Origin of the sequence: Rhodococcus sp. USK13 (genome assembly GCF_018343855.1) — a bacterium.
Taxonomy (GTDB): domain Bacteria; phylum Actinomycetota; class Actinomycetes; order Mycobacteriales; family Mycobacteriaceae; genus Rhodococcus_F; species Rhodococcus_F oxybenzonivorans.
On sequence record NZ_CP069242.1, the window covers coordinates 4758133 to 4784183 of the forward strand.

General features: G+C 63.6%; 20 protein-coding genes and 3 rRNA genes. 3 read left to right on the plus strand and 20 right to left on the minus strand.

The window, feature by feature from the left end:
• The 10 genes from JQT59_RS24315 to JQT59_RS24360 form a co-directional block, all read right to left on the minus strand.
• Entirely contained in the window at positions 1-954 is a 954-nt protein-coding gene (locus tag JQT59_RS24315) for an NAD kinase (RefSeq protein ID WP_213572323.1), read from the minus strand.
• Positions 951-1805 (minus strand): TlyA family RNA methyltransferase, encoded by an 855-nt coding sequence (locus JQT59_RS24320; RefSeq protein ID WP_159921911.1) that lies wholly within the window; start codon positions 1803-1805, stop codon positions 951-953. Before JQT59_RS24320 ends, JQT59_RS24315 begins: the two co-directional genes overlap by 4 nt.
• Position 1806: 1 nt before the next feature.
• Positions 1807-2034, minus strand: coding sequence for a hypothetical protein (locus JQT59_RS24325; RefSeq protein ID WP_159921909.1), 228 nt, complete (start codon positions 2032-2034; stop codon positions 1807-1809).
• Positions 2035-2124: 90 nt separating this feature from the next.
• Positions 2125-3141 carry an HAD-IIA family hydrolase gene (locus JQT59_RS24330; RefSeq protein ID WP_249353813.1) on the minus strand — a complete coding sequence of 339 codons (1017 nt, stop codon included), beginning with the start codon at positions 3139-3141 and terminating at the stop codon, positions 2125-2127.
• Complete coding sequence (locus JQT59_RS24335; protein WP_213572324.1) at positions 3138-4115, minus strand: tetratricopeptide repeat protein; 978 nt, start codon at positions 4113-4115, stop codon at positions 3138-3140. Before JQT59_RS24335 ends, JQT59_RS24330 begins: the two co-directional genes overlap by 4 nt.
• A gap of 60 nt (positions 4116-4175) precedes the next feature.
• A 5S ribosomal RNA gene (rrf, locus tag JQT59_RS24340) occupies positions 4176-4292 on the minus strand.
• A 151-nt stretch (positions 4293-4443) separates the two neighbouring features.
• Positions 4444-7577 (minus strand): 23S ribosomal RNA (locus JQT59_RS24345).
• 337 nt (positions 7578-7914) lie between these two features.
• Positions 7915-9431, minus strand: a 16S ribosomal RNA gene (locus JQT59_RS24350).
• The 16S, 23S and 5S rRNA genes sit together here, the layout of an rRNA operon.
• A 595-nt stretch (positions 9432-10026) precedes the next feature.
• Positions 10027-11304, minus strand: a complete 1278-nt coding sequence (gene tyrS / locus JQT59_RS24355) for a tyrosine--tRNA ligase (RefSeq protein ID WP_249353814.1) — start codon at positions 11302-11304, stop codon at positions 10027-10029.
• 8 nt (positions 11305-11312) lie between these two features.
• The gene (locus JQT59_RS24360) at positions 11313-11984 is read right to left on the minus strand and encodes a DNA-3-methyladenine glycosylase (protein WP_213572326.1); all 672 of its coding nucleotides are present in this window, start codon (positions 11982-11984) and stop codon (positions 11313-11315) included.
• 39 nt (positions 11985-12023) lie between these two features.
• Here JQT59_RS24360 and JQT59_RS24365 point away from each other — a divergent pair, with 39 nt between their 5' ends.
• Genes JQT59_RS24365 through JQT59_RS24375 form a run of 3 tightly spaced genes read left to right on the plus strand, consistent with a single transcriptional unit; the run spans position 12024 to position 14115 of the window.
• Positions 12024-12755 carry an ABC transporter ATP-binding protein gene (locus JQT59_RS24365; protein WP_208961760.1) on the plus strand — a complete coding sequence of 244 codons (732 nt, stop codon included), beginning with the start codon at positions 12024-12026 and terminating at the stop codon, positions 12753-12755.
• Positions 12755-13510, plus strand: coding sequence for an ABC transporter permease (locus JQT59_RS24370; RefSeq protein ID WP_109329437.1), 756 nt, complete (start codon positions 12755-12757; stop codon positions 13508-13510). Before JQT59_RS24365 ends, JQT59_RS24370 begins: the two co-directional genes overlap by 1 nt.
• Positions 13507-14115: a TetR/AcrR family transcriptional regulator gene (locus JQT59_RS24375; RefSeq protein WP_213572327.1), complete on the plus strand. Its 609-nt coding sequence runs from the start codon at positions 13507-13509 to the stop codon at positions 14113-14115. The genes JQT59_RS24370 and JQT59_RS24375 overlap by 4 nt, the downstream gene beginning before the upstream one ends.
• A 15-nt stretch (positions 14116-14130) precedes the next feature.
• On the opposite strand, the gene JQT59_RS24380 is transcribed toward JQT59_RS24375, so the two are convergent.
• The 10 genes from JQT59_RS24380 to argC all read right to left on the minus strand — a co-directional run bounded on the left by JQT59_RS24380 (position 14131) and on the right by argC (position 26016).
• On the minus strand, positions 14131-14343 hold the full coding sequence (locus JQT59_RS24380; protein WP_109329435.1) for a Trm112 family protein: 213 nt from the start codon (positions 14341-14343) through the stop codon (positions 14131-14133).
• Positions 14344-14381: 38 nt separating this feature from the next.
• Complete coding sequence (locus JQT59_RS24385) at positions 14382-17366, minus strand: acyl-CoA synthetase (protein ID WP_213572328.1); 2985 nt, start codon at positions 17364-17366, stop codon at positions 14382-14384.
• Between the two features lie 110 nt (positions 17367-17476).
• Positions 17477-18895 carry an argininosuccinate lyase gene (gene argH / locus JQT59_RS24390; protein WP_213572329.1) on the minus strand — a complete coding sequence of 473 codons (1419 nt, stop codon included), beginning with the start codon at positions 18893-18895 and terminating at the stop codon, positions 17477-17479.
• A gap of 2 nt (positions 18896-18897) precedes the next feature.
• Complete coding sequence (locus tag JQT59_RS24395; protein ID WP_109329432.1) at positions 18898-20097, minus strand: argininosuccinate synthase; 1200 nt, start codon at positions 20095-20097, stop codon at positions 18898-18900.
• 47 nt (positions 20098-20144) lie between these two features.
• Positions 20145-20663, minus strand: a complete 519-nt coding sequence (locus JQT59_RS24400) for an arginine repressor (protein ID WP_230990167.1) — start codon at positions 20661-20663, stop codon at positions 20145-20147.
• Positions 20660-21607, minus strand: a complete 948-nt coding sequence (gene argF / locus JQT59_RS24405) for an ornithine carbamoyltransferase (RefSeq protein WP_213572330.1) — start codon at positions 21605-21607, stop codon at positions 20660-20662. The genes JQT59_RS24400 and argF overlap by 4 nt, the downstream gene beginning before the upstream one ends.
• Positions 21604-22803 (minus strand): acetylornithine transaminase, encoded by a 1200-nt coding sequence (locus JQT59_RS24410; protein WP_213572331.1) that lies wholly within the window; start codon positions 22801-22803, stop codon positions 21604-21606. The genes argF and JQT59_RS24410 overlap by 4 nt, the downstream gene beginning before the upstream one ends.
• Positions 22800-23726, minus strand: coding sequence for an acetylglutamate kinase (argB, locus tag JQT59_RS24415; protein WP_109329429.1), 927 nt, complete (start codon positions 23724-23726; stop codon positions 22800-22802). The genes JQT59_RS24410 and argB overlap by 4 nt, the downstream gene beginning before the upstream one ends.
• On the minus strand, positions 23723-24964 hold the full coding sequence (gene argJ, locus JQT59_RS24420) for a bifunctional glutamate N-acetyltransferase/amino-acid acetyltransferase ArgJ (RefSeq protein WP_201453568.1): 1242 nt from the start codon (positions 24962-24964) through the stop codon (positions 23723-23725). The genes argB and argJ overlap by 4 nt, the downstream gene beginning before the upstream one ends.
• Positions 24961-26016: an N-acetyl-gamma-glutamyl-phosphate reductase gene (argC, locus tag JQT59_RS24425; RefSeq protein WP_159921889.1), complete on the minus strand. Its 1056-nt coding sequence runs from the start codon at positions 26014-26016 to the stop codon at positions 24961-24963. The genes argJ and argC overlap by 4 nt, the downstream gene beginning before the upstream one ends.
• Positions 26017-26051: the final 35 nt, after the last annotated feature.

The following is a 26051-nucleotide window of genomic DNA, read 5'->3' on the forward strand; positions in this document are numbered from 1 at the left end:
CTAGGGTTTCCTTCCTCGCCACCCGGTGACGGGCAGCTCGAACTTTCGCACCATGCGATCGGCGAAGGGAGCCGAATCGAGTCGCACCCAGCGAACGGGTTCCTTACCGCGCACCACCTCCACCCGCGCACCCGCAGGAAGTTCGAGAGTTCTCCTGCCGTCACAGAAAACCAGTCCATCATGACTACCGGCCACCGTCTCGACAGCGATGATCGACTCCGGGCTGGTGACGAGCGGCCGCGCGAAGAGTGCGTGGGCATTGCTCGGAACAACCAGCAAGGCTTCGAGTTCGGGCCACACGACGGGACCGCCGGCGGAGAAGGCGTAGGCCGTCGACCCGGTCGGTGTCGAGATGAGCACTCCGTCGCATCCGAAGGCCGACACGGGGCGGCCGTCGACTTCGAGCACTACTTCGAGAACACCGAGCCGGGACCGGTTCTCGATGCTCGCTTCGTTGAGCGCCCAGCCCCGCTCGATGATCTCGTCGTCCACCCGGACGACGACGTCCAGCGTCATTCGCTGTTCCACCCGGTATTCGCGGCGCACCACCTGACCGAGTGCCTCGTCCAGATGTTCGGCCTCCGTTTCGGCGAGGAAGCCGATGCGCCCGAGGTTGATGCCCAGCACCGGAATGGACGCGGCCTGAGCAAGTTCCGCGGCGCGAAGGAAAGTCCCATCTCCTCCGAGGACCAGCACCATTTCGCAGCCGAGGGCCGCGTGCGGACCGGCCTGGACGATCGTCACCTCGAATCCCGGCACGAGGAACTCGTCGGGCGCCATGCCATCCATTGGTTCGATGCGTGTGTTGTCGACCTCGTCGACGAGGACGCGCAGTCCGATTCCAGCGCTCTTGAAGATCTCACCGACGCGCCGTGCCGTCTCAGTGATTTCGGCCCGGCCCGGGTGCGCCACCAGCAGAATTTCGCGTGCCGTGCCGCTGCTTCCCGCGCTCACTGTGGTCCTTCCTGCACCGCGGTGCGGATCAACTCTTCGATCGAGTCGACCGGTTCATCATCAACTCCGGGTACGACACCCGGTTCCGGCACCGCAGTGGCACCCGAGCGGAGCCACAGGAAATACTCGACATTTCCGGAGGGACCTGGCAACGGGCTCGCGACGGCTCCCAGCGTACGCAGCCCCAGGGACTCCGCGGCCCTTGCGACCCTGAGGACGGCAGCCACCCGCAGTTCCGGGTCACGGACCACCCCGCCCGACCCGACATGATCCTTACCGACTTCGAACTGCGGCTTCACCATCGGAACGAGATCTGCGCCGGCAGTCACACACGCGACGAAGGCCGGCAGCACGAGTTCGAGGGAAATGAACGACAGGTCCGCGACCACCAGATCGACAGGTCCGCCGATGCGCTCGGCGTCGATAGCACGCACGTTGGTGCGGTCGACCACACGAACCCGATCGTCCGACTGCAACCGCCACACCAACTGGCCGTATCCGACATCCACCGCAACCACCTCCCGGGCGCCGTGGTGGAGAAGTACATCCGTGAAGCCTCCCGTCGAGGCGCCGGCGTCGAGACACCGCTTCCCGTCGACCGAGAGCCCGCCAGGTCCGAACGCTTCGAGAGCTCCGAGCAACTTGTGAGCGCCACGCGAAGCCCAGGACACCTCGTTGTCCACCTCGACCACCCGTAGCGGTGTTCCCGCTTCGACGGCGGTAGCGGGTTTGGTCGCAGCTACTCCGGAGATCAGCACTCTGCCGGAAGTTATGAGTTCCTGGGCGTGTTCACGGGACCGGGCCAGTCCACGCCGAACGAGTTCGGCATCCACCCGCGCGCGTCGGGCCACCTCAGATCTTGTCCACGGCGGCCAGCGCTTCCACCAGAACGTCGTGGGCCTTCTCGAGCAGATGCGCTTTCTTCGGAATGACACCGACTCCGTGTGGGTCCTCGGGATCTGGTTCGACGGCGTGCAGCCGCGTCAGCAATCCGTCCACCTCCGCGGAAATCTTCTCGGGGTCGACACTCGGCGTTGGCCCAGGTAGATGGGCTCCCGGGCGCGGTATTGGCGTGCTCATCGGGCACAACGCTAGTCGATCCCCTTCGGATACGCATACAGCGAACCGCGCCGCGGACACAAAGGATCTACGGACACTCGAGATGCGCGGTCAAGCAACCCAATCGGACACGAGCGCGCTGACTGCCGGGTGAGTGGAGGTGACGCGGCCGAACTCGGGGTACTTCCATGCTGACACAGCCACGTGCCGGAGCAGCGTCACCGAATCGGCAGCGCCGATCGATCCACCTTTCGGTTCGATCACCAGATCAGTGCCATCAAACTCGACGGAGAAGCGACGGTCCTCGCCGACCCTCGATTCGTCAGCAGGCCGGTTGAGGGAATCCAGTTCGGAAGCGATAAAGGTCGGGCGTTGTTCCTCGGTGGCCCGTAGGACGTCGATGGCAGTGCTGACCCCAGTGAGCACCAACAGGGATTCGAGACCCACGGCGTTGGCGCCCTCGATGTCGGTGTCGAGTCTGTCGCCCACAACCAGAGGGCGCGAACTCCCACTACGGCGTATCGCGTCTTCCATCAAAGGCGCTGCCGGTTTACCGGCGACCAGAGGTTCGGAGGACGTTGCGGTGCGCAGAGCGGCCACCATAGATCCGTTGCCCAGCACCAGCCCACGCTCGGTAGGGAGCGTGGAATCGACATTGGCCGCTACCCAGACAGCTCCCGACCGGATGGCGAGAGTCGCCTCCGCAAGAATCGCCCAGTCGGTTGTCGGAGAATGGCCCTGCACCACCGCGACGGGCGAATCCGCGAACAACCGCACCGGGCGCAAGCGGACCCGCGCCACTTCATCCGCCAAGGCATCCGTCCCGACCACCAGCACTGCAGCACCGGGTTCGATCTTCTCAGCGAGGAGTCGAGCTGCGGATTGCGAACTCGTGACCACCCTCGACTCCGAGGCGTCGAAACCGAGCTCGGTCAAGTGTGCGGCGACCTCACTTGGGCTACGGCTCGCATTGTTGGTCACGTAATAGAGGGCTTGCGTTCCCGACGCCAGCGCGGCCCGGGCACCGGGAATTGCCAGCGGCCCCCGGTACAGGGTGCCGTCCAGGTCGAGTAGCAGAGCGTCGTATCCCTCACGCAGCGACGACGCCACACCGTGCTCCACCGTCACTGATCGTCTCCGGTCAGCTCGGCCACACGCTCCTCTGCGTCGGTATCACCTTCGAGGTCCGCCGCAGCCGAATTGAGGAACCACTTCAGTCCGTCCTCGATACGGCCGGCGGCCACCAGGGCGTCGGCGTACGCATAGAAGAGACGCGCAGCTCCCGGACCGGTACGGGAAGCGTCGAGCTCCGGCGTCTGCAACGTGACCACGGCCTGATCGAACTGCCCGAGGTCCATGCGCGCACCTGCAACTACGATGCGCAGCTCGGCGGCATCGTCACCAGAGAGAGCCGCTGCTTCCTCGCTCCGACCCAGTTCGATCGCCCGTTCGGGTCGGCCCAATCCACGTTCGCAGTCCGCCATCACGGCGAGGAGTCCGGGACCGCCAGCCATCCGGCGTGCGGCCCGCAGCTCGGACAGCGCTTCTGCCCATTCACCAGCGTGGTACGCGGTGATGCCCGCGGCCTCACGAACGACGGCGATACGTCCGGCCCGCTGCCGCGCCGCACGCGCATGCGCCAGGGCCAGTCGGGGATCGTCGTCAACCAACTTGCCCGCCATCACCAGATGCCGCGCAACGGTATTCGCGTTCGTCTTGTCCAAGCTCAGCAGGTCACGCCGTACAGTCGGATCAAGTTCACCGGCCTCGACATTTTCGGGCAGGTCGGGTTCGTCAGGACGGGCATCCTGCCGTTGCGGCCGGTCACCATCACGCCCCCGCGGAGTAAATCCGCCCTCGCCCCCACGGCGCTGCCCACCCCGCCGGTCATTGCCGGCACCGCCACGAGAATCACCTCGCGGTCCGCCGAACGATCCACCACGACCACCCGACGGGCCACCTCTGCTCGACCCCGAGGCACCGCCTCGGTCCGAACCGGAAGCACCGCCTCGTCCAGAATTAGAGGCACCGCCTCGTCCAGAATTAGAGGCACCGCCTCCGCGGAAGGATCGACGTCCGTCGTCGCTCTCCGACACAGTCATTCCTTTCACACAAACCACGAAAGGGGACCCAGTATATTGGGTCCCCTTTCGGTAACGGATGTTCGGCGGTGTCCTACTCTCCCACACCCTGTCGAGTGCAGTACCATCGGCGCTGGAGGGCTTAGCTTCCGGGTTCGGAATGGGGCCGGGCGTTTCCCCTCCGCTATGGCCGCCGTAACTCTATGAAACTGTCACACACCCTTCATCCCTTGTCCGGTTTCCCCCTGGGGCCACGCACCCGGTGGGGTGCGGAACTTCGGGGGTTCCGTGAAGGAATCGGGTATCTGTGTGTTGTTTCAGATACTGCACAGTGGACGCGTAGCTTCTTTGTGGTAAGTCCTCGGCCTATTAGTACCAGTCACCTACACCCATTACTGGGCTTCCAGTTCTGGCCTATCAACCCGGTGGTCTGCCGGGGGCCTTACCCCTCGAGGGGTGAGAAACCTCATCTTGGAACAGGCTTCCCGCTTAGATGCTTTCAGCGGTTATCCCTTCCGAACGTAGCTAACCAGCGGTGCTCCTGGTGGAACAACTGGCACACCAGAGGTTCGTCCGTCCCGGTCCTCTCGTACTAGGGACAGCCTTCCTCAAGTTTCTAACGCGCGCGGCGGATAGAGACCGAACTGTCTCACGACGTTCTAAACCCAGCTCGCGTGCCGCTTTAATGGGCGAACAGCCCAACCCTTGGGACCTACTCCAGCCCCAGGATGCGACGAGCCGACATCGAGGTGCCAAACCATCCCGTCGATATGGACTCTTGGGGAAGATCAGCCTGTTATCCCCGGGGTACCTTTTATCCGTTGAGCGACACCGCTTCCACTTGCCGGTGCCGGATCACTAGTCCCGACTTTCGTCCCTGCTCGACTTGTCAGTCTCACAGTCAAGCTCCCTTGTGCACTTGCACTCGACACCTGATTGCCAACCAGGCTGAGGGAACCTTTGGGCGCCTCCGTTACATTTTGGGAGGCAACCGCCCCAGTTAAACTACCCACCAGGCACTGTCCCTGAACCAGATCATGGTCCGAGGTTAGAGGTCCAATACGATCAGAGTGGTATTTCAACAACGACTCCACACTTCACTGGCGTGAGCGCTTCACAGTCTCCCACCTATCCTACACAAACCGAACCGAACACCAATACCAAGCTGTAGTGAAGGTCCCGGGGTCTTTTCGTCCTGCCGCGCGTAACGAGCATCTTTACTCGTAATGCAATTTCGCCGAGTCTATGGTTGAGACAGCTGAGAAGTCGTTACGCCATTCGTGCAGGTCGGAACTTACCCGACAAGGAATTTCGCTACCTTAGGATGGTTATAGTTACCACCGCCGTTTACTGGGGCTTAAATTCTCAGCTTCGCCACCGAAATGGCTAACCGGTCCTCTTAACCTTCCAGCACCGGGCAGGCGTCAGTCCGTATACATCGTCTTACGACTTCGCACGGACCTGTGTTTTTAGTAAACAGTCGCTTCTCACTGGTCTCTGCGGCCCCACCCAGCTCACACTGCAAGAGTGATCACCAGACGAGGCCCCCCTTCTCCCGAAGTTACGGGGGCATTTTGCCGAGTTCCTTAACCATAGTTATCTCGATCGCCTTAGTATTCTCTACCTGACCACCTGTGTCGGTTTGGGGTACGGGCCGTGTGAAAGCTCGCTAGAGGCTTTTCTCGGCAGCATAGGATCACTGAATTCGCCTCATTCGGCTATGCGTCACCTCTCAGGATATGTGTGACCCGGATTTGCCTAGGTCACTCCCTACAGGCTTACACCAGTATTACCACTGACTGGCTCAGCTACCTTCCTGCGTCACCCCATCGCTTGGCTACTACCAGATCAGGTCCCACGCATCCGCCACCTGCGAACCCGAAGGTTCACACGCGGTTTCAGGGTGGTTAGTATCACTGATTCACCAGGGGCGCGTTCACACGGGTACGGGAATATCAACCCGTTGTCCATCGGCTACGCCTGTCGGCCTCGTCTTAGGTCCCGACTCACCCTGGGCGGATTAACCTGGCCCAGGAACCCTTGGTCATTCGGCGGACGAGTTTCTCACTCGTCTTTCGCTACTCATGCCTGCATTCTCACTCGTGTGGCCTCCACGGCTGGGTCACCCCGCCGCTTCCATGGCCACACGACGCTCCCCTACCCATCCACACCACTGCCCACCCTCCCGCAGGAAAATGGGGGTGCATTGTGTGAATGCCGCAGCTTCGGTGGTGTACTTGAGCCCCGCTACATTGTCGGCGCAGGATCACTTGACCAGTGAGCTATTACGCACTCTTTCAAGGGTGGCTGCTTCTAAGCCAACCTCCTGGTTGTCTTCGCGACCCCACATCCTTTTCCACTTAGTACACGCTTAGGGACCTTAGCTGGCGATCTGGGCTGTTTCCCTCTCGACTACGAACCTTATCGCCCGCAGTCTCACTGCCGCGCTCTCACTCACCGGCATTCGGAGTTTGGCTGATTTCGGTAAGCTTGTGGGCCCCCTAGACCATCCAGTAGCTCTACCTCCGGTGAGAAACACGCGACGCTGCACCTAAATGCATTTCGGGGAGAACCAGCTATCACGGAGTTTGATTGGCCTTTCACCCCTACCCACAACTCATCCCCTCAGTTTTCAACCTAAGTGGGTTCGGTCCTCCACGACGTCTTACCGTCGCTTCAACCTGGCCATGGGTAGATCACTCCGCTTCGGGTCTAGAACATGCCACTATGAACGCCCTATTCGGACTCGCTTTCGCTACGGCTACCCCACACGGGTTAACCTCGCGACATGCCACTAACTCGCAGGCTCATTCTTCAAAAGGCACGCCATCACCCCCAACACCGAAGTGTTCGAAGGCTTTGACGGATTGTAAGCGCACGGTTTCAGGTACTATTTCACTCCCCTCCCGGGGTACTTTTCACCTTTCCCTCACGGTACTAGTCCGCTATCGGTCACCAGGGAGTATTCAGGCTTATCGGGTGGTCCCGACAGATTCACACCAGATTTCACGGGCCCGGTGCTACTTGGGTTTCCATCACGACAGTCACAATGTTTTCGTGTACGGGATTCTCACCCTCTACGACAGGCCGTTCCAGACCACTTCCACTAACACCATGATTTCTTACTGTCGGCCAACACGGCAGCATTGACAAGATGAACCCCACAACCCCACGGATGCAACGCCTGCCGGCTATCACACATCCATGGTTTAGCCTCTTCCGCTTTCGCTCGCCACTACTCACGGAATCACTATTGTTTTCTCTTCCTGTGGGTACTGAGATGTTTCACTTCCCCACGTTCCCTCCACACACCCTATATATTCAGATGCGGGTAACACGACATCACTCGTGCTGGGTTTCCCCATTCGGACATCCTCGGATCTCAGCTCGGTTGACAGCTCCCCGAGGCTTATCGCAGCCTCCTACGTCCTTCATCGGCTCCTGGTGCCAAGGCATCCACCGTACGCTCTTCATTACTTACAACAAAGATGCTCGCGTCCACTGTGCAGTTCTCAAACAACACACCCGCCTCGAACTCCGCCAGCACCATGCCCACCACCAAAAGTGATGCGGTCTGCCTGACATCCGAACCGGATCGTCACATTCCTGAAAGAAAAAACACTCACGTGTTCTCTCAGGACCCAACAGTATGTCGATATAATTCGCTCTCCCACCAACACACAGGCCGGCAGTTGAGAACCAATACTTGTCAGCGATCCACCCATGAGCAACCACCGGATGACATACGCATCCGAAATGGCCTCTGCCAGACCATCATCCACTGACTGTTCAGCGGTACATGACTGGAGATGCTCCTTAGAAAGGAGGTGATCCAGCCGCACCTTCCGGTACGGCTACCTTGTTACGACTTCGTCCCAATCGCCGATCCCACCTTCGACGGCTCCCTCCCACAAGGGGTTAGGCCACCGGCTTCGGGTGTTACCGACTTTCATGACGTGACGGGCGGTGTGTACAAGGCCCGGGAACGTATTCACCGCAGCGTTGCTGATCTGCGATTACTAGCGACTCCGACTTCACGGGGTCGAGTTGCAGACCCCGATCCGAACTGAGACCAGCTTTAAGGGATTCGCTCCACCTCACGGTCTCGCAGCCCTCTGTACTGGCCATTGTAGCATGTGTGAAGCCCTGGACATAAGGGGCATGATGACTTGACGTCGTCCCCACCTTCCTCCGAGTTGACCCCGGCAGTCTCTTACGAGTCCCCACCATTACGTGCTGGCAACATAAGACAAGGGTTGCGCTCGTTGCGGGACTTAACCCAACATCTCACGACACGAGCTGACGACAGCCATGCACCACCTGTATACCGACCACAAGGGGGCCGTATCTCTACGGCTTTCCGGTATATGTCAAACCCAGGTAAGGTTCTTCGCGTTGCATCGAATTAATCCACATGCTCCGCCGCTTGTGCGGGCCCCCGTCAATTCCTTTGAGTTTTAGCCTTGCGGCCGTACTCCCCAGGCGGGGCGCTTAATGCGTTAGCTACGGCACAGATTCCGTGGAAGGAACCCACACCTAGCGCCCACCGTTTACGGCGTGGACTACCAGGGTATCTAATCCTGTTCGCTACCCACGCTTTCGTTCCTCAGCGTCAGTTACTGCCCAGAGACCCGCCTTCGCCACCGGTGTTCCTCCTGATATCTGCGCATTTCACCGCTACACCAGGAATTCCAGTCTCCCCTGCAGTACTCAAGTCTGCCCGTATCGCCTGCAAGCTCACAGTTGAGCTGTGAGTTTTCACAAACGACGCGACAAACCGCCTACGAACTCTTTACGCCCAGTAATTCCGGACAACGCTTGCACCCTACGTATTACCGCGGCTGCTGGCACGTAGTTAGCCGGTGCTTCTTCTGCAGGTACCGTCACTTTCGCTTCGTCCCTGCTGAAAGAGGTTTACAACCCGAAGGCCTTCATCCCTCACGCGGCGTCGCTGCATCAGGCTTTCGCCCATTGTGCAATATTCCCCACTGCTGCCTCCCGTAGGAGTCTGGGCCGTGTCTCAGTCCCAGTGTGGCCGGTCACCCTCTCAGGTCGGCTACCCGTCGTCGCCTTGGTAGGCCATTACCCCACCAACAAGCTGATAGGCCGCGGGCCCATCCTGCACCAGTAAACCTTTCCACCCCCAGCCATGCAGCCGAAGGTCGTATCCGGTATTAGACCCAGTTTCCCGGGCTTATCCCGAAGTGCAGGGCAGATCACCCACGTGTTACTCACCCGTTCGCCGCTCGTGTACCCCGAAGGGCCTTACCGCTCGACTTGCATGTGTTAAGCACGCCGCCAGCGTTCGTCCTGAGCCAGGATCAAACTCTCCGTTGAAGACTCTAGAAAGAGGCGAACCCCAATCAGTCATAGACATCGAGTCAAATCACTAGCGATCAAAAACTCAAACTAGCTCAATCACACTGACCCCCTCTCCGACGGAAGAAGGAGAAAGAGCCAGCAAATACCCACACCACTCACAACCAAACCCAAAGGCCCAGCCGATCATCCGTGATGCGGAGTACCAAAAACATTTGGCACTGACATTCATCGACACACTGTTGAGTTCTCAAAGAACACGCACACACCATCACCACCAGCACACTCGCTAGCCGCTCCGGGGCAACCGTTCCAGCCTAACTCCTGCCACCTCCCGATGCAAACGGGAACTTCCAGGACATCTCGAACACACCAATCGAAATCAGCATCTTCGGGAAGTTCAGGCGCCTTCGTCCAACCTCGTGTCCCCCGCCTTCCGGCCGGGGTCGGTGTCCGTGTCGCTCTGACTTCGAATAAGTTACGCGACGGATAACGGAGCGTCAAATCCCCAGTTCGGAGGAGTCCAGCGCGTTAAATCCGCAGGTGGAACGCGCACAGCGTCAGCCACCTGCGGATCATGTCCCGGACTTACAACAGTGTGATGCCGGGCACCCTAGCGCGCAACCACCTGGATGCCGGCGAAGTTCCGTTTACCGCGCCGAATCACGAGCCAGGTTCCATGGAGAAGATCGTCGCCCGAGGGGGTCCACTCCTCGCTGCTGATCTTGCGATTGTTCACCGACGCACCGCCTTCCTTCACCGCACGGCGGGCAGCGCCCTTGCTCTCGCACAGCCCACTGAGCACGAGAAGATCCACGATGCTGGCAGGTGCCCCGGGCGCCAACTCCGCGACCGCCGCTTCGCGGAGCGCCGCAGCCAGCGTCGGTTCGTCGAGATCCTGCAATTCACCCCTGCCGAACAGTGCCTTGCTAGCCAGCTCCACGGCGCGGGTGTTCGCTTCTCCGTGGACCAGAGTTGTCATTTCCGCTGCCAGCCTCCGCTGGGCCTCGCGAGCATGCGGACGTTCAACTGTCGCCGACTCGAGCTCCGCAAGCTCCTCCGGCGAAAGGAAGGTGAACCATCGCAGGTATTTCACGACATCGGCGTCGCTCGTGTTCACGAAGTACTGGTACCAGGCGTAGGGGCTGGTCATCTCGGGATCGAGCCACAGGCTGCCACCACCGGTCGACTTGCCGAACTTCTTACCGTCGGCGGAGGTCACCAACGGAACGGTGAGTCCGTGCACTGTCGCGGCGTCGATACGGCGGTTCAGGTCGACACCGGCGATGATGTTGCCCCACTGATCCGACCCGCCCACCTGCAATGTGCACCCGTGGCTACGGCGCAGATGGAGGTAGTCGTTGGCCTGGAGCAGCATGTAGCTGAACTCCGTGTAGGACATGCCGTCGGATTCGAGCCTGCGTTTCACCGTGTCCCGCGCAAGCATGACGTTGACCGAGAAGTGCTTGCCGACATCTCGGAGGAAGTCGATCGCCGACAGCTTCCCGGTCCAGTTCATGTTGTTCTCGACGACGGCGCCGCTGGGGGAATCGTCGAAGTCGACGAACCGTTCGAGTTGGCCGCGGATGCGATCGGCCCACGCGGCCACCGTGTCGGAGGAGTTCATTGTCCGTTCACCGACATCACGCGGGTCACCGATGAGTCCCGTCGCGCCACCTGCCAGGACCACTGGCCGGTGCCCTGCGCGCTGGAACCGTTTGAGCGCGAGCAGAGGTACCAGGTGCCCGGCGTGCAGACTAGGTCCAGTCGGGTCGAACCCCGCATACAACGTGACCGGTCCGGCGTCGAGATCACGACGCAATGCGTCCAGATCGGTTGATTGAGCGATCAGCCCGCGCCAGGTCAGTTCATCGATGATGTTCTCAGTCACGTGATCGATCATCCCATCCGCTCGTCGACGGGCATCGCACGCGGGCTTCTCCGATAGGCCGACACGGCAGCGGACTCGGGAATCCAGAAACGCCACGGCCGGTCAGCAGCCGCGCTGACCCCCACCCGGGGACCACTCACCCATCCTTCCGACTCGGTGATCTCGAGCCGGATCGGTGAATCGGCTGCGAACAGCGGCGCACCGTTGTCGGCGAGCGTGACGCCGGTGGCCGACCCCAAGTTCCCGGGACCCCGCGCGAAATCAGCGGGCCGGGTGACCCGCGATCGTCGTGCGCGGACAGTTTCCGCACCGTCGAGGATTTCACCTGCGCGCAGAAGCACTCCGCCGGCCGTCCCGACCGGCCCGTACGACACATTCATGCAGAAGTGCATTCCGTAGCTGCGGTACACGTACAGGTGTCCGGCAGGACCGAACATCACCGCGTTCCGCGGCGTCTTCCCCCGATACGAGTGCGATGCCGGGTCCGGCCATGGTCCCTCTGCTTCTCCGCCGTACGCCTCGACCTCGACGATACGAAGGCGTACGTCCGCGACGATCAAGGTGGACCCCAGCACGATTCTTGCGGCTTCGGTGGGGTGGGCCTCGGCAAGACGATCGACAGTCACCCTCCGATTGTGCCCAACCGTTGACGCACAGCTCTCCGTGGACGCATAATTCATCAGGCAGTGAATTCACCCAGTGATGAATTGAGGCACGCCATGAACGGCAGCCCTGCGATCGACATCCGGGATCTCCGCGTACGGCGAGGAAAGAACGAGGTCCTGCACGGCGTCGACGTGCAAGTACCCGGCGGGTCCATCACCGGACTTCTCGGTCCTTCCGGGTGCGGCAAAACGACACTGATGCGGTGCGTGGTCGGTACTCAAATCGTGGAGTCCGGTTCCGTCACCGTCCTGGGATCGCCCGCTGGTTCGGTCTCGCTACGGAGCCGAGTGGGATACGTCACCCAAACACCTAGCGTGTACACCGACCTCACCGTCAAAAAGAACGTCGCGTACTACGCCGCGCTCTACGGCCGGCCGGCAGGTGCGGTCACCGACGCCATCGACGCGGTCGGACTCACCCGGTTCGCCGGCCAGAAAGCAGCGGACCTCTCCGGGGGCCAACTCGGACGAGCTTCACTCGCCTGCGCACTGGTCGCGGACCCGGAGATCCTCGTACTCGACGAGCCCACCGTCGGCCTCGATCCGTTGCTTCGTGTCGAACTGTGGGAGCGGTTCGAGGCCCTCGCTGCCGGAGGAACGACCCTCCTGGTGTCCAGCCATGTGATGGACGAAGCCGAACACTGCGATTCGCTGCTCCTGATGCGCGACGGGCACGTACTCGCGCAGGAATCTCCCACCGGCCTGCGCCGCCAGACCGGTGAGTCGAGCCTCGAAGATGCCTTCTTGACCTTGATCCGCACGTCACAGGTGGGAAGTGAAAACTGATGAACGCCAGAATCTTCCTCGCAACGGCAGGTCGGATACTCGCGCAGTTGCGGGCCGACCATCGCACGGTCGCCATGATCCTCGTGGTACCGAGCCTGCTGATGGTGCTGCTGTATTTCCTGTACCAGAACGTGCCGGCGGCCCCCGGCCAGCAATCGCTTTTCGAGCGGGTCGCGATCACGATGCTCGGCATCCTTCCCTTCGTGGTGATGTTCCTCGTCACGTCGATTGCGATGCAACGCGAACGCACTTCGGGAACCCTGGAACGCCTCCTCACGACACCACTGGGCAAACTGGACCTTCTCGGCGGCTACGCGGCAGCCTTCTCCACGGCAGCCGCCGCACAGGCTGCACTGGCCTGCGCCGTCGCATTCGGCTTCCTCGGTCTCGACACCGAAGGCAGCGTGAGCTGGGTTCTGCTGATCGCGGTACTGAACGCGATTCTCGGTGTTGCGCTCGGCCTCCTGTGCAGCGCCTTCGCCCGCACCGAGTTCCAGGCCGTGCAGTTCATGCCCGTCATCGTGGTTCCCCAACTGTTCCTGTGCGGGCTCCTCGTCCCCCGCGATCAGCTCCCCACCTGGCTCGAATGGATCAGCAACGTCCTGCCACTGAGCTACGCTGTCGAGGCGCTTCAACAGGTCGCGACCCACCCGGGAACCACCGGAATCATGTGGCGCGATCTCACCGTGGTCGCCGCCTTCGCACTACTCGCGCTGTCGCTCGGAGCAGCCACACTGAGGCGTCGCACACCATGACGGCACCACGCGCACGAACGCGTTCGGGCCGCAGACCCGGAAATCAGGACACTCGATCTCGGATACTGGCAGTCGCACGAAAGCTGTTCGCACAGAATGGGTTCGATAAAACGAGTGTGCGTGCAGTCGCCCTGAGTGCAGGCGTCGATGCGGCGCTCGTGCATCACTACTTCGGGACCAAACGCCAACTGTTCCTGGACTCCGTCGACATTCCCGTCGACCCCACCCAGGTGATTGCACCGGTCCTCGACATCCCGACCGACAAGGTCGGGCGCCACCTCGCGGAAGCCGTCTTCTCGGTCTGGGAGTCACCGCACCGACCGGCAGTTGTCGCGGCGTTCCGTTCCGCGATGGCGGGAAACGAACCGACCTTGATCCGAACCTTCCTCGTGGAAGTGGTATTTCGTGACCTCGGCCCGAGAGTCGACGAGCCACCCGGAACCGGGATCCTGCGTATGCAGCTGGTGGCGTCGCAGATGGTAGGGATTCTGGTGACCCGGTACATCCTCGAGTTCGAACCACTCGCTTCTCTCCCGATCGAGGACCTGGTCGACGTGATAGCGCCGACGCTCCAGCGCTATCTCACCGGACCCGTGCCGGCCTGATTCAACGCGCCGCGATCACGACTGCGCAGACGCCCGGGCAACCAGCTGTTCGTGCTCCTCGGCGTCCACGTCCCGCGCCTCGTCGATGAGGAGAACCGGGATCCCGTTCTCGATGGGATAGGCGCGCCGAAGTCGAGGGTTGTAGAGCAACTCGTCTCCGACCAGCAGCAGCGGGCCCTTGTCCTGTGGGCACGCCAGAATGCTGAGCAGTGTCGGATCAATAACCACGGGTGTCCTCTCCAACCGTTCGGGTGAGCAGCCTCAGATTACCGCGCACCAGCGGACATGCCGGCCGAGCCGTCGTGGAACTGCGCTGCTACTGCTTTCGTCAACCGTTTGTACTCCTGTGAGGTCGAGTCGAGATACCAGACGCGGGTGCCCGGCTTCGGCAGACCTGCCGCACTCAGACCGTCGGCATTGGGGCGGAACGACGAGCCCAGCGGGATGGCATCGACCACATGGACGATGTCGGGACGCCACCCGAACGGGAGTGCTTCGATGGCCTCCGCCACATCGGCCAGCCGTGGCGGGCGTCCGTCGCGGAGGGTGAACGCCGCAACCGCCAACGTTCTGCCGCCGACCTCGATGCCGTAGGCCACGGCCAGGTCGATCCTGTCGACGGCTGCCAGGGCGTCCACGATCGGTTGCGTGAACACAGGTCCTCGGGCGGTGGAGATGACGGTCTTCTTGTGATCGACCAGCCAATAGTCACCGTCTGCATCGCGGCGGAAGAGGTTTTCCGTCGCGATCCACGCGTCGCCGGCAGCGAAGATGCCCCGCATGGCCACACCGGACATTTCACCGTGCACGCCCGCCTTGCCGAGGAGTAGACCGACCTCGTTGTCCGCACATTCGCGGACGAAGCCCCGGTCGTCTTCGAGTAGACGTCCGGAGATCGGGTCGTATGCGGCCAGTCGCACGTCGGCGCTACCCGGCAACGGCCTGCCTTTGCACCCGATCTTGGCGCCTGCGACGTTCGCGAGAACGACATCACCTTCGGTCGACGCGTAGAACTCCAGCACCTTCGCGGGCGCGAAACACTCGGTGGTGCGCCGCCACAACCCCTGTGGCATACCGGAACCGAGGAACAGGCGGATCGGGTAGTTACCGAGCAGATCGAGGCTTTCCGCATCGAGGATTTCACGCATCATCGTCCACGTGTAGCTGACGACGGTCACGCCGTAACGCTGGACCTCCTCGGTGAAGCGCTCGGCGTCGAGGCCCTTCGACAGGGCGATACGTGAGCCACCCGCCACCGCTCCCCCCACTGCCGCGAGGAGACTGGATGAATGATGCAGGGGAGCAATGCAATACACCGTGTCGCCGCGATCGAGATCGGCGGCCGAGGCGGTACCGAAGGCAGACAGCGCCCAGCGGTAGTTGGTGATCTGCTTGGTCTCCCAGTGCCCGTTGGATTCACTGCAGATGATGAACGCCAGCTCTCGTGCCAGCCCGGGGTCGGGCCGGTACCAGCCTGGCAAAGCGACGGACTCCGGGTCGATCTGCTCGAGATCGACGACGTTCGACCCGGGCTCGACATCGAGACTGCGGAGGTCTCCCCCACCGAGGACGAGGACCTGCATTCCGGTGGCGAGGGCGGCGTCGAGATTCTCGGGGTCGGTGACGATGCGTTCGACCCCATCGATCCGGATAGCGGTGTGGATTTCGCGGCCCGGAGGAAGGAGAACTGCCACGGCGCCGAGCCGGGACAGCGCCGCGATGACAGCCAGCGCGCTCGGCCGGGTTTCCATGACCACACCGACGTGTGCAGCAGGCCGCACGCCGGCGGAGATCAATCCACGAACGACATTGTCGATCCGCTGGTTCACCGCCTCATAGGTATGTACCCGGTTGTCGAAGAGGAAGCACTCACCGTTCGGCGCCTTCCGACGCTGCTCCGCCAGAAGCCGGCTGAGGGAGATCTGAGTGTGCGGTTGCATCTGGCCGAGACGCGCGAGACGCGGAAGAGCGCGTGTGGCCTCACCGGACAGCTCCACCGTGCCGCGAACCGCTCCCGAGGCGAATCCTGTTATTCCCTTGCCGACCCCCACCCCGACTTCCGCGACCGAGGCCACCGTGTGGATGATGCGATCGCTGATCGACACTCCGGTCTCGCTGCCGAAGTGCTCGTCGTACCGCATGAGATCCACAGTGGACGGTTTAGGCCCCATACCCTCGTTCCACCGCACCCATTCACCGGTGGTCGGCCATGTGTGCGCGGCCGCCGCTGAACCGACCACGAGCCCGAAATGCCCTACCCTCAAAGTAGATTCGTACACGTTGGCACGCGGTGCGGCCCGGCGAATCCCGCGGACCGCCAGCGGCTGCCCGATGTCGTCGACTTCACCGACGAACGCCATGATCGGGCAGGTGAGCTCGGCGAGTGACACGACGCGGTCCTTGATGACGAAACCGCCGGTCATCATCCGGTTGTGGACGATGAACTGCTTGAGCAGCTCTGCCACTGCGGGACCCGACCAAGCGACCCATCCGTCGGTCGCGAGAAACCGGCGCTGTTGTTCCCGTGGGAGGAGCGCCTCCCTGTCGTGCAGTTGCCGAAGAAATTCGAGACGGGACTTGAGGGTCTTCACCGGGTCGAGGAGCTGGAAACCCATGCGCGCCATCCACCCGGACACCGCGAGACGGTTGAACACATGGTCCGCGAGGAAAGCCGCTGCGTCGCTCGCAAATCCGGCGGGAATTCCGAACGGCAGACCGGCCAGAGTGTCCACGGGGCTGCCGAAGGTGATCAGACTCGCAATGTTGCGACTGCGGCGGTAAGCAGCCGCCTGGTAGGCGAACATGCCACCCTGCGAATACCCCGAGAGATGGACGTCGCGGCCGGTGTGGGCACGGACCTTGTCGATGATCTCGCTGATCGCGACGATGTGATCGGCGAGATTTCTGTCCCATCCCCCCTCTTCGGTGTCCGGCGACCCGAAGTCGACCACCCAGGGATCGATCCCCATTCCGTGCAGGATGCCCACGGCGCCCTGATCGCGGGTCACGTCGTAGACGTCGGCCGACATCATCATCGGCGGCACCAGCACGATGGGAGGGCCGACCTCCGCCGGGTCGGTGTCGGGAAAGTATCGCCGGAGTCGATACATAGGCCGACGTTCGACCACCTCGAACGGCGAGGTGGTCAGGTCTGTCTCGAGTCCGCCGAGGCGGACTACCTCCAAACCGTTCTGCGCCGTCGCCACTACCCGACGGATCGGGCCCTTTACCGTTTCGGTAGAAAAACCCACGAATACTCTCCCAGACTCTCGAACCGCGACGTACGTCTCACTGCCGCCGCCCTCACCCTACTGCGCCTGACGCGTCACACTGCCCTATTGGAGGGTCGACGACGGAGGCATCACCGGCACCATTCCCGCATGGACTCGGAGAGTCGGCGAACACCACCCAACTGCTCGGCTACCCGGATACCGGCCGTGCCACCGCGGGCGTTGCGCGACGCGATCGAGCCCTCGACCGTGAGCACCTCCCGAACGTCCGGCGTCAGGGAAGGATCGACTGCTGCCAGTTCCTCGTCGGTGAGATCCTCGAGGCCGACGCCTCGTGCCTCGGCGACACGCACGCAGGCACCCGCCGCCTCATGGGCGACGCGGAACGGTACGCCCTGGCGAACCAGCCACTCGGCGATATCCGTGGCCAGTGTGAAACCGGCGGGCGCCAATTCCGCCATCCGGTCGGTGTGGAACTCGAGAGTCGAAATCAGCCCGGTGATCGCAGGCAGCAGCATTTCGAGTTGTGCCACCGAATCGAAAACCGGTTCCTTGTCTTCCTGCAGGTCCCTGTTGTAAGCGAGCGGCTGCGCCTTCAACGTGGCCAGCAGACCCGTCAGGTTGCCGATCAGCCTGCCCGACTTCCCACGAGTCAGCTCGGACACGTCCGGATTCTTCTTCTGCGGCATGATCGACGAACCCGTCGACCAGGCATCGGCCAGCGTGATGTAGCCGAATTCCGGGGTGCTCCAGAGGATGACCTCCTCCGCCATCCGCGACAAATCCACTCCGATCATCGCGAGCACGAACGCGGCCTCGGCCGCAAAGTCCCGCGACGACGTCGCGTCGATCGAGTTCTCGGCCGAAGAGTCGAACGCGAGTTCCGCGGCGATGGCCTCTGGGTCGAGCCCGAGTGAGGACCCGGCGAGCGCACCCGAACCGTACGGGGACACCGCGGCTCGCACGTCGAAGTCCCGCAGGCGCTGCACGTCTCGCAGCAAGGGGTGGGTGTGTGCCAGCAGATGATGTGCCAGCAGAACCGGCTGCGCGGCCTGCAGGTGCGTCTTGCCGGGCATCACCGCGGACGGATGCGCGGCCGCCTGCGTCGCGAGCGCATCCACGACGTCCAACACCCCGGCCGAGACCCGGCGGACCGCATCCCGCAACCACATGCGAAACAGCGTCGCCACTTGATCGTTTCGTGAGCGACCCGCCCGCAGGCGTCCCCCGACTTCCGGGCCGACCCGATCGATCAGGCCCCGTTCGAGGGCGCCGTGCACGTCCTCGTCGAATTCACTCGGACCGAATGTTCCGCTCGCCACATCGGCTGCCAGGCTGTCCAGCCCACCCAGCATGGTCGCGAGGTCCTCCGCACTGAGCAGTCCCGCCTTGTGCAGGACCCGGGCGTGCGCCTGCGACGCCCGCACGTCATAGGGTGCGAGAACCCAATCGAAGTGGGTCGACTTGCTCAGGGCCGCCATGGCGGCGGCGGGTCCGGACTCGAACCGACCGCCCCACAACGCACCTTCGTTGGTGCCGTGCGCCGTCATGCCTACAGGCCCAGATCGCGCTTCGCGGCGACCTTCGAGGACAGACCGTGGATCTGCACGAACCCCTTGGCGAACGACTGGTCGAAGGTGTCGCCCTCGTCGTAGGTGGCCAGGTTGAAGTCGTAGAGCGACTGGTTGCTCCGGCGGCCGTTGACGATGATCGCGCCGCCGTGCAGAACCAGGCGGATGTCACCCGAGACGCGCTCCTGGGTCTTCGCGATGAAAGTGTCCAGTGCCACCTTCAGCGGCGAGAACCACAGGCCGTCGTACACCAGCTCGCTCCAGCGCTGCTCCGTCTGCCGCTTGTAGCGGCCGAGTTCACGTTCCTGCGTGACGTGCTCGAGTTCCTGGTGCGCATTGATCAGCACCATGGCGCCCGGAGCCTCGTAGATTTCGCGGCTCTTTATGCCCACCAGCCGGTCTTCCACGACGTCGAGGCGACCGACCCCCTGAGCGCCGGCACGACGGTTCAGTTCCTGGATCGCTTCGAGGACCGACACCGGCTTTCCGTCGATCGCGACGGGGCGGCCTTCCTCGAAGCTGATGATCAGTTCGTCCGGGGCCTGCCAGTTGACGGTCGGGTCCTGGGTGTAGTCGTAGACGTCCTTGGTCGGTGCATTCCACAGATCCTCGAGGAAGCCGGTCTCGACCGCGCGGCCCCACACGTTCTGATCGATCGAGAACGGGGACTTCTTCGAGACATTGATCGGGATCTCGTTCTCCTCGGCGAACGCGATGGCCTTCTCACGGGTCCAGGCATAGTCGCGAACGGGAGCGATCACGTCGAGGTCCGGGGCCAGCGAACCGAACCCGACCTCGAAGCGGACCTGGTCGTTGCCCTTGCCGGTGCAGCCGTGCGCGACGGTGGTGCCGCCGTAGGCGCGGGCCGCGTCGACGAGGTGCTTGACAATCAACGGGCGGCTGATCGCCGACACCAACGGGTAACGATCCATGTACAGGGCGTTGGCCTGGATGGTCGGGAGGCAGTACTCGTCGGCGAATTCGTCCCGTGCATCCACCACGACCGACTCGACCGCGCCGCAGTCGAGAGCACGCTGGCGCACGACCTCCATGTCCTCGCCGCCCTGGCCGAGATCGATGGCGACAGCAACAACTTCCTTGCCCGTCTCCTTGCCGATCCAGCTGATGGCGACTGAGGTGTCCAGCCCGCCCGAGTAGGCGAGTACGACGCGATCGGCCATGGTCCTTGTGCTCCTTAGGTTGAAGATCTGTAGAGATGATTCAGTTGTCAGGCGAGGGATTCGATCTTCGCCGCGAGTTCCGCCCCGGTCAGCGGCTCACGGGCCACCACGAGAAGGGTGTCGTCGCCGGCTACGGTTCCCACGACGTCAGGTAATGATGCCCGATCGAGTGCACTCGCCAGATAGTGCGCCGCCCCGGGAGGCGTTCGCAGCACCGCCAGGTTGCCACTCGAGTCCGTGGACACCAGCAACTCCCCCAGCAATCGCGCCAATCTGTCCGTTCCGCCCGAGACTCCGCGCACCGGGTTCCCGTCCTCGGGTACCACGTACACGCCGGCACCACCATCGGCCGCGCGCAGCTTGACGGCCCCGAGTTCTTCGAGGTCACGGGAGAGCGTGGCCTGGGTGGCGTCGATCCCTTCGGCGGCCAGCAGGGACGCGAGCTCGGTCTGGCTGCGGACCGGGTTGGTCGAGAGGATCGCCACGATCCGGGCCTGACGCCCTGCCCGCGTCGGCGCGGTCGCCGCGTTGGTGGCACCCACTCGATGTGGCGGAACCGGACTCACGGACGATCCCCGGATCGTTGTGCGAGAAGCCACACCAGAAGCGCCTTCTGCGCGTGGAGCCGGTTCTCGGCCTCGTCCCACACCACGCTCTGCGGTCCGTCGAGCACCGCGTCGGTGATCTCCTCACCGCGGTGGGCGGGAAGGCAGTGCAGAACCACGGCTTCGGAATCGGCTCGCGCGAGCAGTGCCTCGTCGACCTGGAAAGGGCGGAACGGTCCGACTCTGTCGAGCCCGTCGTTCTCCTGTCCCATCGACGTCCACGTGTCGGTCACGAGTGCGTCCGCGCCCGCGACCGCCGAGTGCGCATCGCCCGTCAGCGTGATCGTGGCACCGGTCTCGGCCGCGCGTGCCCGCGCCACCTCGACTACCCACGGCAGCGGCGCGAATCCGTCCGGGCTGGCGATCGTGACGTCGACGCCCGCGGTGACACCGCCGAGCATGAGGGAGTGGGCCATGTTGTTGGCGCCGTCCCCGAGGTAGGTCAGTTTCAGGCCCTTCAACGATCCCTTCCGCTCGGCCAGTGTCTGGAGGTCGGCCAAGACCTGACAGGGATGGAACTCGTCGGACAAGGCGTTGACGAGCGGAACGCTCGCCCCGGAGGCCATCGACTCGAGGCGCTTCTGCCCGAACGTCCGCCAGACGACTGCGTCGACGTACCTCGACAGCACCCGGCCGGTGTCCTGGAGTGTCTCCTCGCGGCCGAGCTGGGTGCTGCGTCCGTCGACCACCACGGCGTGGCCACCCAGTTGGGCGATGCCCATCTCGAACGAAAACCGGGTACGGGTGGAGTTCTTTTCGAAGATGACGCCGACACCGCGCGGGCCTTCGAGCGGGCGCTCCGCGAAGGGATTCTTCTTGAGCCGGGCTGCGAGGTCGAGAACCTCGGCCTGCTCGGCAGGGGTCAGGTCGTCGTCCCGCAGGAAGTGTTTCACCACGATCGTCACTGCTTTCCCGGCTGAGCGGCCGATTGCGCGTTGTCGAGGATTGCGGGCAGTGCCGCAACGAAGCCTTCGGCCTGATCGTCGGTCAGCACCAGCGGTGGAGCCAACCGGATGACACCGGGCTGTGCAGCATTGAGCAGGTAACCGGCCTCGCGCGCCGCGTTCTCCACTGCGGGTGCGACGTCCCGGGTGAGGACGATGCCGAGCAGCAACCCGGCGCCGCGGACGTGGTCGACCAAGGGGTGTCCGAGCCCCTCGATACCCGCAGACAGCGACTTCCCGAGTGCGTCGGCGCGGGAGACGAGGTCTTCCTCGGCGATCGTGCGGAGCACGGCGAGCGCCGCGGACGCGCACACCGGGTTCCCGCCGAAGGTGGTGCCGTGTTTACCGGGCCCGAACAGATCTGCGGTCGCGCCCGTGGCAACGCAGGCGCCGATCGGCATTCCCCCACCGAGTCCCTTTGCCAGCGTCATGACGTCGGGAATGATGCCGACGGACTGATGGGCATAGAACCAACCGGTCCGGCCGATCCCGGTCTGCACCTCGTCGAGCACCAACAGCGCACCGCGGTCCGCGGTGATCTTCCTCGCACCGACCAGATACCCCTCCGGAGGAACGACGACGCCGCCCTCACCCATCATGGGTTCGAGGAAGACCGCCGCGGTATCCCCGTCGACGGCGCGGTCCAGCGCATCGAGATCGCCGTACGGCACGTGCTCGACGCCGGGCGGCATCGGTTCGAACGGGGCACGTTTGGCTGCCTGCCCGGTGAGCGCCAGCGCGCCCATCGTGCGGCCGTGGAAGGAGTTTTCCGCGGCGATGATCTTGGAACGACCTGTCGCGCGGGCGAGCTTGAAAGCCGCCTCGTTGGCCTCGGTCCCCGAATTGCACAGGAAGACCCGGCCGGGTGCGCCCAGGTGAGAGAGCAATTCCTCCGCCAGGGCGATCGCGGGTTCGCTGGCATAGAGGTTGGACACATGTCCCAGCGTCGACAGCTGATGGGTGACCGCCTCGATGATCGCCGGATGCGCGTGACCGAGGATGTTGACAGCGATGCCGGCGAGAAGGTCCACGTACTGCTTACCTTCCGCGTCCGTCAGCACGGCGCCGCGGCCGCCCGTAAGCGCGACCCGCGGGACGCCGTACGTGTTCATCAGCGCACCCGACCACCGCTGCTGAAGTTCCGGAGTTCCGGTCATGACACAACTCCCTCGGTAGATGACGACGGTGTCGGGGTCACCATGGTTCCGATGCCCTCACCGGTGAAGAGTTCGAGCAGCACCGAATGTGGGATGCGCCCGTCGATCACGTGCGCGGTGGGCACGCCGCCGCGGACAGCCCGGAGGCAGGCCTCCATCTTCGGCACCATTCCGGCGTCGAGACTCGGCAGGAGCTGCGCCAGCGCCGCAGCGTCGATCTGCGTGGCCAGCGAATCCCGATCCGGCCAGTTGGTGTACAGCCCCTCGACATCGGTGAGGACGACCAGCTTCTCGGCACCGATCGCCTCGGCGAGCGCCGCTGCCGCCGTGTCGGCGTTGATGTTGTGCACCACGCCGTCCGAGTCGGGCGCGATGGTGGAGACCACGGGTATCCGGCCGGCATGGATCAGGTCGAGCACCGCATCCGGACTGACCGTCGTGACGTCGCCGACGAGGCCGATGTCGGTGGGATTCCCGTCGACCATCACGGTGCGCTTGGTCGCAGTGAACAGGTGGGCGTCCTCGCCGGAAATACCGACCGCGTAGGGCCCGTGCGCATTGATCAGCCCCACGAGTTCGCGGCCGACCTGGCCGAACAACACCATCCGCACCACGTCCATCACCTCGGGCGTGGTGACCCGGAATCCACCCTTGAATTCGCCGGTCATTCCGAGCTTGGCAAGCATGGCATTGATCTGGGGTCCGCCGCCGTGCACGACGACCGGGTGGATTCCCACCGTGCGGAGAAACGCCATATCGGCCGCGAACGCCGTCTTCAGTGCGTCGTCGATCATGGCGTTGCCGCCGTACTTCACGACCACGACCTTGCCACGGAATTGCTGCAGCCACGGCAGGGCCTCGGCGAGCACGTGTGCTTTCTGGTGATCGGTGATTCCGACCAGTGTTTCGCTGCCCGGAGTCATGACGAGTACGCCGAGTTCTCTTCGACGTAGGCGTGTGAGAGGTCCGTGGTCCGGATGGTCACGGCATGCGCGCCGACACCCAAGTCGATGTCGAGTGCGATGTCGACACCGCTCAGATCCACGTCACGGGCGCCGGGCGCACCGACCCCGTCGATACAGACCGGGGACCCGTTGAACGAAACCGCGATCTTGTCCGGGTCCAACTCGATCGGTGCGATACCGATGGCGGCGAGCACACGCCCCCAGTTGGGGTCGGAGCCGAAGATTGCCGTCTTGACGAGGCTGTCGCGGGCGACGGTTCGGGCACCGATCAGGGCGTCGTTCTCGCTCGCGGCTCCACGGACGGTGACGCGCACCCGCTTGGTGACTCCCTCCGCGTCGGCCATCATCTGGTCGGCGAGGTCGTCACACACCGCGGTGACCGCGGCATCGAGTTCCGCCTGGCTGGGGGCGACGTTGCTCGCACCCGACGCCAAGAGCAGCACAGTGTCGTTGGTCGACGTCGCACCGTCGACATCGAGGCGGTCGAAAGTCACGCGGGTGGCCGCACGCAGAGCCGCATCGAGCTGGGCGGCGGTGGCCACCGCATCGGTGGTGATGACGCAGAGCATGGTCGCCAGCGCGGGGGCGAGCATGCCGGCGCCCTTCGCCATCCCGCCGACATTCCACTTGTCAGCGTGGTGCAAGGCCGACTGTTTCGGAACGGTGTCCGTGGTCATGATGGCGTAGGCCGCGTCCGTGCCACCCGAGATGCCGCCGGCCAGTTCGTGCACCGCCTCGGTGACGCCGGGAAGAAGCTTGTCCATGGGCAGCCGGTCGCCGATCAGACCCGTCGAGCACACCGCGACCTCGACCGCGCCGGTCTCGGTTCCCCAGTTGCTGAGCGCGGATGCGACTTCCTCGGCCGTCCTGTGCGTGTCCTGGAATCCGCCGGCACCCGTACAGGCGTTGGCCCCACCGGAGTTGAGTACCACTGCGCGCAGCCGGCCCGTCGTCAGGACTTGCTGTGACCACAGCACCGGGGCAGCCTTGACCTTGTTGGTGGTGAACACCCCCGCAGCTGCGAGCTCGGGACCTTCGTTGAGCACGAGCGCCAGATCGGCATTTCCGTTGGCCTTGATGCCCGCCTTGATCCCCGACGCCCGGAACCCGGCCGGACCGGACACCCCTTGGGTGCGGACGAGTTTGCCGCCCGCGATGTCGCGGGTGTAGGCGGTGTCGATTCTGTCGTTGCTCACGGTGCGACTCCCACTGTCGAAAGCCCGGCGGTCTCGGGTAACCCGAGCGCGAGATTCATCGATTGCACGGCCCCTCCGGCGGTGCCCTTGGTCAAATTGTCGATCACGGCGACGACGACGAGCTGACCGGCGTCCGCATCGACTGCGACAGCGATCTGAACGGCGTTGGACCCGGTGACCGCGCCCGTCTGCGGCAGCATTCCCGCCGGAAGCACGTGCACGAAAGGTTCGTCGGCGTAGGCCTTTTCGTAGATCGCCCGAATCTCGTCCTCGGATGCGGTGGTCACCGCGGTGCAGGTGGCGAGGATGCCGCGGGGCATCGGCGCCAGCACGGGGGTGAACGACACGGTGACTCGTTCACCTGCGAGTGCGGACAGGTTCTGAATGATCTCCGGAGTGTGCCGGTGTACGCCGCCGACTCCATAGGCGCGCACCGAGCCCATCACCTCGGAGCCGAGTAGATCCGCCTTGGGTGCGCGGCCCGCACCGGACGCCCCGGTGACCGCGACGATCGTGACACGTGGTTCCACGACACCGGCCGCGACGGCGGGGGCCAGCGCCAGGCTCGACACCGTCGGGAAGCAGCCCGGCACGGCGATCCGTGTCGCGCCCGTGAGCTTTTCGCGCGCACCGGGTAGCTCGGGAAGTCCGTAGGGCCAGCTCCCGGCATGTGGGCTCTTGTAGTACCGCTCCCAGTCGTCGGCGTCGGAGAGCCGGAAGTCGGCGCCGCAGTCGATGATCACGGTGGATTCGGGCAGGGCTTTCGCGTATTGCGCCGAATTGCCGTGGGGCAAACCGAGGAAGACGACATCGTGACCGCTGAGAGTCTCGACCGTGGTGTCCTCGAGAATGCGGTCGGCGAGCGGGAGGAGATGCGGGTGATGTGAGCCGAGACTCGATCCGGCGCTACCACCGGCGGTGAGCGCGCCGATGAGGAGTGACCCGTCGGCGTAGGACGGGTGCCCCAGCAGCAGACGCAACACCTCGCCTCCGGCGTATCCGCTCGCGCCGGCGACGGCAATCCTGATCGGTTTTCCCGCGTGCTCAGTCATACGATTGATTATGCATCATCATGCAAGCTAATTCA

Excerpts from the sequence above, each read along its gene's own strand:
- JQT59_RS24325 (WP_159921909.1), bottom strand. The coding sequence starts at position 2,034 with ATGAGCACGCCAATACCGCGCCCGGGAGCCCATCTACCTGGGCCAACG.
- JQT59_RS24335 (WP_213572324.1), bottom strand. The coding sequence starts at position 4,115 with ATGACTGTGTCGGAGAGCGACGACGGACGTCGATCCTTCCGCGGAGGC.
- JQT59_RS24360 (WP_213572326.1), bottom strand. The coding sequence starts at position 11,984 with ATGAATTATGCGTCCACGGAGAGCTGTGCGTCAACGGTTGGGCACAAT.
- JQT59_RS24365 (WP_208961760.1), top strand. The coding sequence starts at position 12,024 with ATGAACGGCAGCCCTGCGATCGACATCCGGGATCTCCGCGTACGGCGA.
- JQT59_RS24370 (WP_109329437.1), top strand. The coding sequence starts at position 12,755 with ATGAACGCCAGAATCTTCCTCGCAACGGCAGGTCGGATACTCGCGCAG.
- JQT59_RS24375 (WP_213572327.1), top strand. The coding sequence starts at position 13,507 with ATGACGGCACCACGCGCACGAACGCGTTCGGGCCGCAGACCCGGAAAT.
- argH (WP_213572329.1), bottom strand. The coding sequence starts at position 18,895 with ATGACGGCGCACGGCACCAACGAAGGTGCGTTGTGGGGCGGTCGGTTC.
- JQT59_RS24395 (WP_109329432.1), bottom strand. The coding sequence starts at position 20,097 with ATGGCCGATCGCGTCGTACTCGCCTACTCGGGCGGGCTGGACACCTCA.
- JQT59_RS24410 (WP_213572331.1), bottom strand. The coding sequence starts at position 22,803 with ATGACCGGAACTCCGGAACTTCAGCAGCGGTGGTCGGGTGCGCTGATG.
- argB (WP_109329429.1), bottom strand. The coding sequence starts at position 23,726 with ATGACTCCGGGCAGCGAAACACTGGTCGGAATCACCGATCACCAGAAA.
- argC (WP_159921889.1), bottom strand. The coding sequence starts at position 26,016 with ATGACTGAGCACGCGGGAAAACCGATCAGGATTGCCGTCGCCGGCGCG.